Annotated in this window: 10 protein-coding genes and 1 riboswitch; of the genes, 3 read left to right on the plus strand and 7 right to left on the minus strand. The window is 41.6% G+C overall.

Annotated elements, in window-relative coordinates:
* Positions 1 to 5: 5 nt before the first annotated feature.
* From KHS38_RS14980 to KHS38_RS15005, 6 genes are all read right to left on the minus strand, one after another.
* A complete protein-coding gene (locus tag KHS38_RS14980; protein ID WP_213489365.1) occupies positions 6 to 977 on the minus strand; it encodes a YncE family protein in 972 nt (323 codons plus the stop codon).
* Between the two features lie 56 nt (positions 978 to 1,033).
* A complete protein-coding gene (locus KHS38_RS14985) occupies positions 1,034 to 2,293 on the minus strand; it encodes a sensor histidine kinase (RefSeq protein WP_158829709.1) in 1,260 nt (419 codons plus the stop codon).
* A complete protein-coding gene (locus KHS38_RS14990; RefSeq protein ID WP_158829707.1) occupies positions 2,277 to 2,966 on the minus strand; it encodes a response regulator transcription factor in 690 nt (229 codons plus the stop codon). Before KHS38_RS14990 ends, KHS38_RS14985 begins: the two co-directional genes overlap by 17 nt.
* Positions 2,967 to 3,207: 241 nt before the next feature.
* Complete coding sequence (locus KHS38_RS14995; RefSeq protein ID WP_158829705.1) at positions 3,208 to 4,605, minus strand: voltage-gated chloride channel family protein; 1,398 nt, start codon at positions 4,603 to 4,605, stop codon at positions 3,208 to 3,210.
* A gap of 7 nt (positions 4,606 to 4,612) precedes the next feature.
* The gene (gene eno, locus KHS38_RS15000) at positions 4,613 to 5,890 is read right to left on the minus strand and encodes a phosphopyruvate hydratase (RefSeq protein WP_158829703.1); all 1,278 of its coding nucleotides are present in this window, start codon (positions 5,888 to 5,890) and stop codon (positions 4,613 to 4,615) included.
* A 359-nt stretch (positions 5,891 to 6,249) separates the two neighbouring features.
* Positions 6,250 to 6,315: riboswitch (Fluoride riboswitch) on the minus strand.
* Positions 6,316 to 6,488: 173 nt separating this feature from the next.
* Entirely contained in the window at positions 6,489 to 6,644 is a 156-nt protein-coding gene (locus tag KHS38_RS15005) for a hypothetical protein (RefSeq protein WP_158829701.1), read from the minus strand.
* Positions 6,645 to 6,761: 117 nt separating this feature from the next.
* Here KHS38_RS15005 and KHS38_RS15010 point away from each other — a divergent pair, with 117 nt between their 5' ends.
* Together KHS38_RS15010 and KHS38_RS15015 are read left to right on the plus strand one after the other, a co-directional pair.
* A complete protein-coding gene (locus KHS38_RS15010) occupies positions 6,762 to 8,303 on the plus strand; it encodes a Fic family protein (protein ID WP_158829699.1) in 1,542 nt (513 codons plus the stop codon).
* 207 nt (positions 8,304 to 8,510) lie between these two features.
* Positions 8,511 to 9,704 carry a sulfite oxidase gene (locus tag KHS38_RS15015; protein ID WP_158829697.1) on the plus strand — a complete coding sequence of 398 codons (1,194 nt, stop codon included), beginning with the start codon at positions 8,511 to 8,513 and terminating at the stop codon, positions 9,702 to 9,704.
* A 749-nt stretch (positions 9,705 to 10,453) separates the two neighbouring features.
* Here the strand turns inward: KHS38_RS15015 and KHS38_RS22545 are convergent.
* Positions 10,454 to 10,597, minus strand: a complete 144-nt coding sequence (locus KHS38_RS22545) for a hypothetical protein (RefSeq protein WP_213489366.1) — start codon at positions 10,595 to 10,597, stop codon at positions 10,454 to 10,456.
* A 605-nt stretch (positions 10,598 to 11,202) separates the two neighbouring features.
* Between KHS38_RS22545 and KHS38_RS15025 the strand changes: the two genes are divergently transcribed.
* A complete protein-coding gene (locus tag KHS38_RS15025) occupies positions 11,203 to 13,620 on the plus strand; it encodes an outer membrane beta-barrel protein (RefSeq protein ID WP_213489367.1) in 2,418 nt (805 codons plus the stop codon).
* Positions 13,621 to 13,622: the final 2 nt, after the last annotated feature.

Here is a 13,622-nt window from a genome sequence, read left to right on the forward strand (position 1 = left end):
AGTCATTACATCGGTTGGTAGATCCGGATCGCGGCAGGTTGATCGCTCGTCTGAGGCTCTGCGAGCACATAGCGATTGATCTGGGGGATGAATAATGACGTACCTGCACCAACCCGCGTTGTTAACTGGCCAATGCTGGCCAAGCGTTGTTTATCAACCCCAATGATATCTATAAACCCTTCGCCACAAGACACATAAAGCTGTTGACGCTTTGGGTCAAGATAAATGCCATCCACATCTTTATGTATGGATATTGAGCCTGCTTGCTTTTCGCTTGAAACATCGTATACAACCAAACGACCACCAGCACATCCTATATAGAGTAGCTGGTGTTCGCGGTCAAGCACCATAGGCACATTGTCGTTTAATGGGGATACCTTCCATTTGGCAATGATCTTCGACGTTTTGCGGTCGATCACCTGCACCATCCCTTTACCCGGTACATTAACATAGATGCACTGGGCGGTCAATTCAAACTGTTTGGGGAAGCCCGCCAGCGGGATCTGTCCAATGATCGTTTGCTGCCGCAGGTCGATAATTCCGATAGCGCCGAAAGTATCGCCAACACCTACAAAAAGCTGATGTGTTTGGGCATCATACCTTAAATTATTGCATTTTTCCCGGAAAGTATAAGTTTTAACGGTTTGAAAGTTATGGCTGTCAACAGCGCTAACCTTACCATCTTTACCCGTTGCTACATAAAGCAACCCTGTTTCATGATCGAAAAAGCACCACTTGGGTTCATTAAAGCCAGACAGGCTTTTGATCAATTTACCCTTTTGCAGATCGATCACTTCCACTGAATGATCGTCCTGAGCTGAAAGAAAAAGGCGATGACCACCAATATCATAAGCCATCAGGTCAAAGCTTCCTTTAACGGCTGGAAGGGTTATCGTACGGACTAATTTGAGCTTTTCCTGTGCATTTGCTGCACCTGTTAATAATAAAAATGATAGCAGTAAACCATATCTTTTCATAATGTCGCTTTAACCAGATCAAATGTGGCCGGACATTCTGAAAAATTTCTGAAATGCTAAAAAACGATAGCGAATTGGTGCTTCTGTTCCCTGAACTGATAGTGTAACTTCAACTGATAAAGCTGGCTGATCTCGTGAGCTATGGCCAAACCCAGACCAACGCCCTGGCGATTAGTGTTCTTTTTTCCGAACCGGGAAAACAGTTGGCTATGATCGAACGAAAGCGGTGTACCCGAGTTTTCGATCAAAAAACAATGATCGGTAATGGCAATATGGATATGTCCTTTCGCGGGTGTGTGATGAACGGCATTGGTGATGAGGTTGGAGAGTAATATTTCTATCAGGACCGGGTGTCCCTGCAGCATTCTATCTGCATTCAGATAAACAGAAAGGCTGATCGGTTTGTCATCGATCAATGCCTGAAGGTGGTCAAGTATCTTGGCTACGGCCGTTTTTATGCTCACTTCAACCAGGTCAGGGAATTGTTGATTTTCTATTCTGGATAACAATAGCAAACTCTGGTTTAAATGTGTTAAACGCTCAATTACCTCATATGATGATTGCAGGTGATGCGCTTGCTCTCTGGTTAGGCCCTGGGATTGAAGCAGCAGATCAAGTTTAGACTGTAAAATGGCCACAGGTGTTTGCATTTCGTGCGAGGCGTTCTCAATAAAGTTTTTTTGATCTGAGTAGGTCTTTTGATTTTTATTGACCAATTCGTTCACTACCCTGTTCAACTGGTCGAACTCCATGACCCCCGAATCCGTATAGATCAAGGTTTGCTCTTTATCAACCTCATAGTTTTGAAGCCAGTCAATGATCTGGTCAAATGGGCTCCATATTTTTTTAGATATATTCCTGTTGATCAGTAGCCATCCGATGAAAAGGATGATCAGCAAGATTCCTTGTACTTCAGCAATGCCAACAATGAGATCCTGGCTTTCGACTAAAGATCGGCGAATAGTAGCACGATATCTTCTATGATTCACTTGCAGCGATGTTGCCAGTTCGCGGTATGGTTCCATTTCATGCGCTAAGGTGTCCAGATACAGTTTGGGGTAAATAGAATCGCGGAGTGGTGGCGCAGATGCCCCGATCTTAACATCGTTATCCATAGCCAGCCATAGTGCAATGTCCCGCTCGCTCTGTAACTTTTTAGTCCTGATGATCAACTCCTCTTTCCGTAACCTTAAAGCATCATCTATATCCTGATAATACAATTGCTCGATCACAAAATAAAAAAGGGGGATGCTCACCAGCAGTACAACAATGGCGTAACCCAGCAGTATCCTGGAGGTTTTAGTCAATAGCTTCATCGCAGTCAAGTTTATAACCTACACCATAAATGGTTTTAATGTAGTCACGGCAGCCCGCATCGGTCAATTTCTTTTTCAGGTTTTTCATATGGGCATACACTACATCGTAACTACGGAAATAGCCACTTTCATTTTGGGACAGGTGCTGTGAAATGGCCGATTTTGAGATAATACGTTTTCTGTTGGAGATCAGAAACAACAGCAGGTCTAATTCTTTCTTGTTTAATACAAGTGCTTTATCATGCACAAATACCATTTTATCTTCGACTTGTACACGCAGTTCATTATGCACAAAAACTTCAGCGCCACTAAAATTTCGGCGGCGGATGATCGCATGTAGCCTGGCGCTTAATTCTGCCAGATGGAATGGTTTAGCCAGGTAATCATCAGCACCAAGCTTAAGGCCGTTTAATTTATTATCCAATTCATTGAAAGCTGAAACGATTATTACGCCATCATCTTTTTTAAGCTTTTTTATCAATTTAACAAGATCAAAACCGTTACCGCCAGGTAGTGAGATGTCAAGTATGATACAATCAAAAATATCATTTATGATTTTTTCACAGGCGGTTTCGTAGTCATTAGCTACTTCGCAGCGGTAGCTCTGACCGGTCAGGAACAAACGGATGCTTTGCAACAGTTCCGGCTCATCTTCAACGATCAATATTTTCATAATTAAAAAAACTTTATTTCCACTAATAGGCGAAAGCTATATAAAAAACAGAAAAGCATCAGCCTTTAGCGCGTTATACTCCCTCAGTTATGCTTCCGATTAGCAGACGGTTCAATCCTTTTCAACCCTGTGTTCCCGCCATGATCATTTCTGTGGTGTAAAAGCCCTTCCGGCCGTACTTTTCCTTTGGCTGCACGTATCTGTAGTTTTCCAAAAGCCTGTTCAACTATCGCCGCTTTACTCATGATTTTTCTTTTTTAAAAGAGATCCGGTATTTGCTTAATTTCCGGTGTAAATAGCCTCTTCGCGTCATAGCTTCTGAAAGCGTAGCCTCATGGGCATAGTGATCATCGGATATTTTAGGAACAGCAATGCGCTGCGCACTGTAGATGCCTGAATGCCCACTAAAGATATATGCGGTAAAACAAGCTACGGCAAATAGTAGCGCATGTTCACCACCAAAAAGCTCGATACCCATAAAAGTACAGGCAAGTGGTGTATTTGTAGCACCGGCAAACACTGCGATAAATCCCAATGCGGCAAAAAGGCTTACAGGGGCATTTAACACTATCGATAATGTATTTCCTAATGTTGCCCCAATATAAAATAGCGGGGTAACTTCACCTCCCTTAAACCCGGTGCCTAAAGTTACGGTGGTGTAGATGGTTTTCCAGAGCCAGCTCCAGGTATCCGAGCCGCCGTTGTGGAAAGCTGAGGGGATAGTTACTGCCCCAGGATGCTCCGCATCAATACCTAAACCTAAATAATCAGGCTTGCCGTTAATAAAATAAAGGCCGATGATAAGCAGGCCGCCAAATACCGGGATCATCCATTTATGCTTAAAAAGTTTAACGCAGATAGTCTTGATCTCATGCACCATGCCGGCAAAAAGATAACTTGCCAGTCCAAATGCCGCGGATGCCAGGATAACCTTTAATAACAACAACAGATCAAAATGAAACAGATCGGACACTATAAGCGGCGCATAGGCCGGTAGGGTGTCGATGTGGTAATGCACATGGGTAACATGCCAGGCGGATACGGTCATATCGCCGACAACAGCAGCGATCAAGGCAGGAATTAATGCGTCATATTGTATCTTACCGATAGTGAGCACTTCCATCGCGAATATAGCACCAGTAACAGGGGTGCCAAAGACAGCGCCGAAACCTGCTGCCATACCGGCGGTTAATATCATACGCATATCGGGGCCTTTCAATTTGAACCAGCTACCAAACATAGAAGCGATACTGCCGCCTATCTGCACCGCAGTACCCTCACGTCCGGCTGAGCCACCAAATAAATGAGTGATAACTGTGGTGATCAGAATAATAGGGGCCATGCGTTTAGGTACACCTCCACCCGCTTCATGGATCTGTTCCATGATCAGATTATTTCCTTTTTCAGAGGATTTACCTACCGATTGATATATGAAATGAATAAGTATCCCGGCTAATGGCAACAGGAAGAGCAGCCAAAAATGCGCGAAGCGAAAATGAATGGCGGCGCCCAAAAGCCATAAAAAGAAAGCGATCATACTGCCGACCATCAGCGCTATAGGGATTACCAGCACCGTCCATTTAAAGAGCTGTTTTAGGATGGCGTAATGTTCTTTCAGGTTTATCGTATTGTCGTCCATTTTCCGATCATATTTTAAAAGTTTCTATTCCAGCGAACGACGCTTTAGCGCCTAATTCTTCTTCTATACGTAGTAACTGATTGAATTTAGCGATCCGCTCGGAACGGCACCCGCTACCGGTTTTGATGTGCCCCGCGTTAGTAGCTACTACGAGATCTGCGATGGTTGTATCTTCGGTTTCACCGCTCCTGTGAGAGATGAAGCAGTTATAATTATTTGCCTGTGCCAGTTTCACAGCTTCCAGCGTTTCCGTAATGGTGCCGATCTGATTTAATTTGATCAACACACTGTTACCAATACCCTCCTTGATCCCTTCGGTGATGATGGCAGGATTAGTGCAGAAGATATCGTCACCCACCAGTTCAACTATATTACCTAAAGCAGCTGTCATTTGTTTCCAGCCCTTCCAGTCATTCTCGCCCAGTCCATCTTCTAATAATACAATTGGATACTGCTTGATCCACCTATCCCACAACATAACCAATTCTTCGGTAGTGATCTGACGCTGATCGCTTTTATAAAACAGGTATTTACCGTTTTGCCACATCTCGCTGGTGGCGGGGTCAAGGCAAATTGAGATATCCGCGCCCGGTTTGTACCCCGCTTTCTGAATAGCTTCCAGTATCACCTCCATTGCTTCTTCGTTAGATTTTAAATTTGGGGCGAAACCGCCTTCATCACCTACACCGGTATAGTAACCTTTGCTTTTAAGGAGGCTGCGCAAGCTATGAAATACTTCTTCCCCCATACGGATGCTTTCCTTAAAGGACGGCGCATTGTGCGGAGCGATCATGAATTCCTGGAAATCGATATTATTATCAGCATGTCTGCCGCCGTTGATAACATTCATGCACGGAACAGGCATTGTATAAATATCTCTTTCGATCAGCTGACGATATAGAGGGATGTTTTTTGAAACAGACTGTACACGCGCAAAAGCAATAGAGGCGGCCAAAATTGCATTGGCTCCTAATCGTGATTTATTTTCAGTACCATCCAACTTAATAAGCAACTCGTCAAATGTTTTCTGGTCAACAAACTCCGTGGCCGACATAACTTCTGCAACCTCGCCATTCATTTGAGCGACGGCCTTTTCGACACCTTTCCCGTTATAGCGTTTAGCGTCGCCATCACGCAGTTCAACCGCTTCCTTTTCTCCGGTACTGGCGCCTGATGGTGATATTCCCCTTGCTTTTGCCCCGTTTTCGAGTTCAATCTCAGCCTCCACTGTAGGGTTGCCACGCGAATCCAAGATTTCTCTCGCTTTAAATTGTTTGATTTTCATATATTAAGATATTTAAGATTTATCAATGTGATACAGACACACCAGGCAATAAAAAGGATCGCAACAGCCAAAATGGTCCCCACGGGCCGGGTACGCGCAAAGATCAGTACGAAAATAGCTGACAGTATCATGCCCCCGCTGATTTCTGTTAAGAGCTGAAGTAATTTATTGTGTCCGCCACCTGAAAAAGAATTGATGAGGATGAAGCTCTCCGCTTTACCAAGGCTTAGCCCAAAAAGGAATAATGGCACCAGGTAGCAACCTAAACCGGCAGAATTTTGCTTAATAATGTAAAAGAGAGACGCTGATCTTTTCACCTACAAATAATTTTACGCGCAAAACCTGCATGGTCTTGTGCAATATTTGTAGACGTCATCAGCACGAGGCGGTTATTTTAAACGGAAGACATCATTTCCGTTTTAAGATGAACAAAGATATATATTAATACTGTAATATACTAATGGCCTGAGTATTAATTAAAAACCGTCATTTAGATAAAGGATGGAGAATGGTCCCTTTTTCACCCCTATCCGCAAAGATATCCCGCCGCCGGGATAAAAAGTCAAGGCTATACAAGCGTGGCTCGGGTTGTCCGCTTTCAGCGGATGCGCCACGGCCTTGACATTTTAACCGGCTCGCGCGGTTGGTTGCTTAAGCGATGAATAAGGAATGGTGAGTTCAATTGCATGGCGGCCAGCGAGAAGAAGTCTATTAATTTTGAAGTCTCTATTTCATTATACGCATAGATAGACATACTATAAAAATTTATTTAGGGTGAGATTTTTGTCAAAAAACGCCATTTAGGGTGAAATTTTTGCTTTTTAGGGGTTGTTTCATTAGTTTAGGGTGAAATTTTTGCAGCATTTTGATTATGGATAAGAGTTTGCCATTGCATTTACAGGAAATTATTTTTTCAAGCAGTGAACCGGGCCTAAGCAGGCAGATCGGCCAATTGGTAAAAGAAAAGAAACTTCGTAAGTTGCTCCCCCGCGTTTATACACCGAATTTTACTGACTCTCCGGAAGAAATTGTCAAAAGAAACCTGTTTTCCATTATCGGCCATTTATATCCGGGAATAATACTAAGTCACCGTTCGGCACTGGAGTTTAAACCAACCAATACCGGTGATATTTTTTTGACTTACAGCTATAAGCGAAAGTCAAAAGTTCCAGGAGTAACCTTAAATATTATGGACGGGCCTCATTATATTGATGGCGACAACCCGCTCACTCTAGGTTTATATGTTTCGCAACAGGCACGGGCGTTTCTCGAAAATTTTCAGGATTCCCGAAAACCCGGACCTGAATCAAAAACTTTAACCATACCTGAACTGGAAGAACGATTGGAAAAGATAGCAAGGGTAAAAGGTGAGGCTGGGTTGAATGAACTAAGAGACAAAGCAAGGGAGATTTCGGGCAGAATAGGGATGGTAAAGGAGTTTAATAAAATGAATAAGCTGATCAGCGCTTTACTGGCAACTGGCCATGCCAACATTTTATCATCGCCCATAGCTATTGCCCGCACATTCGGGCATCCTTATGACCCGAATAGAGTATCACTTTTTGAAAAACTTTTTGTAGAGTTACAGCAGGATGAATTTCCATCTTTACCTGAGGAAAATTCATCAAGTTATACCTTTCGGAATTTTGCATTTTTCGAGGCTTACTTTTCAAACTACATAGAAGGGACAGAATTTGAAATTGGCGAAGCGAAGAAAATCATTCAGACAGAAACACCACTGCCAGCCCGCGACGAGGATTCGCATGATATTTTGGGTACCTATAAGTTGTTGAGCAACTATCAAGAAATGTCAATTATCCCGCAAACTGCAGAACAGTTGCTGCATGTTCTGCAGTATCGCCATAAGATTTTACTTAGTGCCCGTTTATCAAAGAAGCCGGGAGAATTTAAAGATAAGAATAACCGAGCAGGCGATACTTTTTTCGTTGACCAAAGCTTAGTAAAAGGAACGTTGACAAAAGGTTTTGACTTTTATAGGAATTTGAACGATCCTTTTGCAAAAGCAGCCTTCATGATGTTTATGATCAGTGAAGTCCATCCATTTCTGGACGGCAACGGCCGACTGGCTCGGGTGATGATGAATGCAGAATTGGTAAAGGCGGGACAAACCAGGATCATTATACCAACTGTTTACAGGGAAGATTATATGGGAGCGCTACGTAAATTAACACGCCAGCAAATACCATCCGCCTATATTCGTATGTTATCCCGCGCCCAGCAATTCAGTGCGACAATTACTGGTGCAAACATGGATGAAATGCAATATCAGTTACAAAATGCCAATGCTTTTTCAGAGCCGGAAGAAGGAAAACTAACATTTCAACCAGTTATGTACAATAACGAAGTATCAAAGGATGAAGATAAGGAAAGACACAGGGGATTTAAGCGATAAAATATTGATAAAGTTAACGCAATCATCTCTACATGATATACCATGTCAAGGGGATTTATCTTTTCTTATTAGTGTTCGTGCCTGCGTTATGCATATAATTTAAGCAATTAAGAGGCTGAATTATTGGTAACCCTTGAGCCTATTGCCGCAAACAAAATGTAATACCAAACCTTAACTACTTATCACTCAAATCAAAATTGATCAATTATGGACAAAGGGCAAAACAGTGAACCGAACGGCAATGGAAGACGTGCTTTCCTGAAGGGAACGTTTCCTGTCATGGCAACCGCATTCATTCCGGGTATCGCTTTAGCAAAAAACACAAATAACGCAGCTGAACCATCATTCCCGGGCTTGATCATCAGAGAAAAAGAACCGGTCAATTTTGAATTTCCTTTTCCGATGCTATCAAGCGCAATCACGCCAAATAACCAATTCTTCATTCGAACTCATTTTCCCATTCCGAAATTGCAGGCAAAAGAGTGGAAAATGACGATCGGAGGGCATGTTAATAAAGAGATTACACTAACCTATGATGAGTTACGTGCATTGCCTGCTAAAAAAGTGATGGCAACATTGGAATGTGCCGGAAACGGGCGAGCCAACCTGGCTCCAAAGGTGAAAGGCTTATTGTGGGAACAGGGTGCCGTCGGAAACGCAGAATGGACCGGCGTACCACTTTCTGTATTATTAGAAAAGGCCGGGGTAAAGCCGGGAACAGTAGAGATCATTTTGGAAGGCGCAGACAAAGGTGAAGTCTCGGAAGAACCCAAGTCTCCCGGCGCTATCCACTTTGCCAGAAGTTTACCACTTACTAAAGCGATGCAGGCGGAGGTGGTCATTGCCTATCAAATGAATGGAAAAGAGCTTAGCCCGGAGCATGGGTACCCGGTAAGGGCTATCATTCCGGGCTGGTATGGTATGGCTTCCGTAAAATGGCTTACCAAGATAGTAGCAGTGGATAAACCGTTTGAAGGTTATTGGCAAACCCTGGAATATGCTTACTGGAAACGCACTGATGACCAGCCGACACTGACCGCTGTGACCGAGGTACAGGTAAAAGCGGAGATTGCCAGACCGGCTCTAAGTGAGGTGGTGCCCGCTGGAAAAAAATACAGGGTGCATGGTGCTGCCTGGTGCGGAGAAAATGAAGTAGCAAAAGTTGAGGTAAGCTTCGATGAAGGTATAACCTGGCAATCGGCAAAGTTATTAGGCAAGTCCGTTAGGTTCGCATGGCGGCTTTGGGAATATAACTGGCAGGTTCCGACGGGACAACAGCGGCGTAAGTTAATGTCAAGAGCAACGGATAGTAATGGAAATACACAGCCCATGCAGCATGATAAAGATCGGAGAACTTATATGGTAAACAAGATCGTAACGGTTGAAGTGGAAGTGCAATAGAATATTGCCAGGTGAATATCCTATGGTCTATTCTAAACATAAATAATTCCGATAAAATTCAATTTATCTTATTCAACAATAACGCAAAGATAGCCCACCGCAGGGATAAAAAGTCAAGGCTATACAAGCGTGGCGCGGGTTGTCCGCTTTCAGCGGTTGCGCCCCGGCCCTGACAGTTTACCCGGCTAGCGCTTTTGGTTGCTTAAGTGATGAATAAGGTATGGTGAGTTCAATAGCGTGGCCGCCTATTACACCAACTCATAATGTCTCTCTATGTTTTAATCATGATTACAATTGGCTGCTATTTGTCAGTTTTTCTTATTTTTGTCAGTATCATTTGATATTGAATGCTATTGTCCTTGCTCAGAAAAAATTCGGGAGCACAGTAGTTGAAGATTGGTAAAATACTGAATAACAGCATATAAATGGACAGGGTTACGGAGCCGTCCATTCCGCTAAAAGCAAAGTCAAAAATGACTAAAAGCCTGTAAATTAAACATTACAGGCTTTTTTATTTGGCTCCAATTGCCATTATATCTAACTATTCTCCATAAAAAGTTAGCATATGGTGAGCATCTTCCTGGGTCAACCGAAATGCTCACCACGTCGATTTTAATAGCCTGTATTACAATTTGTTCATTAATTAAACATCTTGACTGTAAGTGGCATAATTAACACTTTTGTTTCACTTTAAAGGATGATGTGTAATGAGAGCTCAACTAAATTTACTTTTCTACTTAAAGAAAAGATCAAATTACCAAAGCGGCCCGGTAGCGATCTACCTCCGCTTCAACGTTAATGGGCAAAGATCGGAAACCTCCACCGGTAAGATCTGCAAACCGCACGCTGAAACCTATCGACCAGGTCAGCGCCGTGTCCGTCAAGGTGGGCATTTCGTCTACAACTATAGCATTCGGTACAATTATGAAGAAGGATTAAAAGTAAAAGGTGAAGCAGCTTTTTCTTGACAGGTTGGGTTAATATTAACCCTCCTTCAATAAATATGTAGCCTGCAATTCCTGCAGCAAGCAGAGGCACAAACTTCATTATTGCCTGTTTTACCATAAATCTGAAAGATCTCTGAATAATGGCTGTTGAGATACATTAACCCAAGCCAGGCATCTGTTTCAAAACTTATTTCAATTATGGACAAAAGAATACTTCTGTTCTATGCTTTCTTGTAATCAAAGATCAGTAATCAAAGATCATTGTCTTTTCCAGCAAGCAGATAAGTACGAGCATGAAGCTTTTTAACTAAAATGTTAAATTTCCTTTGTGATTATACCATGTCAAATTTTTTATTGAAGAAGTCGGAATGGTTAAATAAATTCTACTATGACACTTTTCACTTACTAATGGAGCAAGCAGCAACGTAGAAAATTCATTTTTAGCTACAAACCACTGATTACAAGGTTTGAATATTCGAAAGATGGTAATAATTCGCTTTATTAGTTAGGAAAAGATTTATTTTCGTTGATATAGATTATTTGTTTTGGTGATGAAGAAATATTTAGAAGTCTCGTTTTTGATAAGCATTTTTCTCGTTTCATTCGCATTGTATGCTTCAGCACAACAGAAATTATTCGAAGGTACGGTTAAGGATAGTAATAATCATCCTGTTGTATTTGCAGAAGTTAAGGTTTTTCGGGGTAAACAATTTTCCCGACCATTACTAATCCGCACCACAAATGATAATGGACACTTTTCCTTTTATACGGATACCCTAAAAGGCAGTTTCCTGCTGCAGATCAGCCACGTGACTTTTGATACTCTTCAAAAAAATATTGACTTCAATACAACCAGCGCTCCAATGTTATTTCGTTTAAATAAAAGAGCTGTTGGTCTAAAGGCAGTTAACATTACCGCAAGTAAAGATCTCATTTACCGGCAACAGGATAAGATTGTTATGAATGTTGAAGACAACCCCAACGCCATCGGGCAAAATATATTTAATATACTTCAGCTTGCGCCCGGCGTTTCTGTCTTTAATTCATCTATTTCAATTAATGGCGTACCAGGAGCCAGGATTTACATTAATGGAAGGCCTTTGCAATTAAGCGGGGGCGGCTTAGCAGGTTATTTAGGCAGTTTGAAATCTTCTGATATTAAATCCATTGAAATCATCGCACATCCGTCCGCAGAATATGATGCAGAAGGTACAGGAGGCATTATTAATGTCGTGCTAAAGACAACAGCTCAATTGGGGTGGTCCGGTTCTATAGGCTATACGCAATCCTTTGGATTGGGAAAGTATCCGGCATTCAATCCTAATATGGGCATTAACTTTAAAAGAAATGGCTTATTGTTATCAGCTCATTACAGCTACAACAATCAGAAAGACTTTTTGGAAATGACTGAGGAACGGAAGTTAAGAGATGGAAGTCAGCAAAATACTACTACAAATAGGATTGGTCATTATTTAAGCAATAGCGCAGACATTTCGGTTAGTTATGACATTTCAAAAAAACATAGCGTAGGCTTGAACTACAATGGTAATTATAGTAACTCGAGAGAGCAGATGATCAGTTCTACTTTTATTAATTTTCCTAACTCTTTCGATAATATCACTTCAGAAGGCCAGTTTCCCAACCAATCCAATCTATCGTATAACAACATTGGTATGAATTACGATTGGAAAACAGATACCTTAAATTCAAAATTGTCAGTGGTGGTTGACTATACGAGAAATAAGAATGACGCAATTAGCGAGTCAAACAGTACTACTTATAATTATCTGCATCAGCAGCTGCAGGATACACTTTATAATTTCGTTTTCCCAAGCCTTTCAAGTATATGGACTGGCGAGCTGAAGTTTAATAAAAAATTCAAATCTGGTCAGGAGTTGATTATGGGAGGTAAGTTTACCACTACAGCTATCAACACAGATAATACCTACAATATATTCACCAACAATGCTTTTCAAGTAGACAACAACCGTTCATTCGAGTACCGCTACAGAGAAAAAATAGCGGCAGCATTTTTACAAACCGCGGGCAAATTTGTTCTTTTTGATTACAAAGCGGGCTTACGGTTGGAAAATAGTTATGTTGAAGGGCTATTGTCTCAAACAACGGCAAGCGTTGATAATATACGGCGTTATCTGAACCTTTTTCCTTACTTATATCTAGGTCGCAAATTGGATAAGAAAGGTAAAAATATAGCCTCTTTATCCTACAATCGCAGAATTACCAGGCCCTCTTATTCAGCACTGAACCCCTTTAGTTACTTTATTGATAATTATACAATTATTTCGGGTAACCCTAATCTAAAGCCTTCTTATATTGATGTAGTAGACCTGGGTTATACATTAAATCAGAAGTACGCCCTGAGTATAAGCTATAATTCAATTAAAAACCAAATCAACCAGGTTTTGGAAACCGATAGTAACTCAAATATCACAACTATTATCAGAAGCAATCTCGGAAGCACTAAGCTGTTTAATGCGAATTTTTCAATACCCATACAGATAGAAAAATGGTGGACGACAAATAATACTTTATTACTACAACATGTGGAAATAGAAGCGCCTCAATTTAACATTGATAAAAGTACTTACAGGTTGCAGTCTAATCATCTTTTCAAAGTAAGTCCCTTAACTACGGTTAGTGTGTCAGGGTTCTACACGCCGCACACAATTTATGGCAATACTATCACAGGCGAATATTCAAATATTAGCATCGGAATTAGGCAACGCTTACTGAAAAAGAAGCTTATCGTTGGAGCAAACATTTATGACCTTTTGGAAAAGAACAACCCTCGTTTAGCAAGTTACTATAATAATGATGTCATTAAGCGTTATCAGAAGTTCCAAACCCGCTTACTGGTTTTCTCATTAGTCTACAACTTTAAAATTGGAAAAGCATTCCAAACGAAGGACAATGAGAGAAGCAATGAGGATGAAAAAAACAGGCTTTAACT

Origin of the sequence: Mucilaginibacter sp. Bleaf8, assembly GCF_018390515.1 — a bacterium.
GTDB lineage: Bacteria > Bacteroidota > Bacteroidia > Sphingobacteriales > Sphingobacteriaceae > Mucilaginibacter.

Coding starts and splice junctions, on each gene's coding strand:
- KHS38_RS14980 (WP_213489365.1), bottom strand. CDS start 977: ATGAAAAGATATGGTTTACTGCTATCATTTTTATTATTAACAGGTGCA.
- KHS38_RS14985 (WP_158829709.1), bottom strand. CDS start 2,293: ATGAAGCTATTGACTAAAACCTCCAGGATACTGCTGGGTTACGCCATT.
- KHS38_RS14990 (WP_158829707.1), bottom strand. CDS start 2,966: ATGAAAATATTGATCGTTGAAGATGAGCCGGAACTGTTGCAAAGCATC.
- KHS38_RS14995 (WP_158829705.1), bottom strand. CDS start 4,605: ATGGACGACAATACGATAAACCTGAAAGAACATTACGCCATCCTAAAA.
- eno (WP_158829703.1), bottom strand. CDS start 5,890: ATGAAAATCAAACAATTTAAAGCGAGAGAAATCTTGGATTCGCGTGGC.
- KHS38_RS15005 (WP_158829701.1), bottom strand. CDS start 6,644: ATGTCTATCTATGCGTATAATGAAATAGAGACTTCAAAATTAATAGAC.
- KHS38_RS15010 (WP_158829699.1), top strand. CDS start 6,762: ATGGATAAGAGTTTGCCATTGCATTTACAGGAAATTATTTTTTCAAGC.
- KHS38_RS15015 (WP_158829697.1), top strand. CDS start 8,511: ATGGACAAAGGGCAAAACAGTGAACCGAACGGCAATGGAAGACGTGCT.
- KHS38_RS22545 (WP_213489366.1), bottom strand. CDS start 10,597: ATGCCCACCTTGACGGACACGGCGCTGACCTGGTCGATAGGTTTCAGC.
- KHS38_RS15025 (WP_213489367.1), top strand. CDS start 11,203: ATGAAGAAATATTTAGAAGTCTCGTTTTTGATAAGCATTTTTCTCGTT.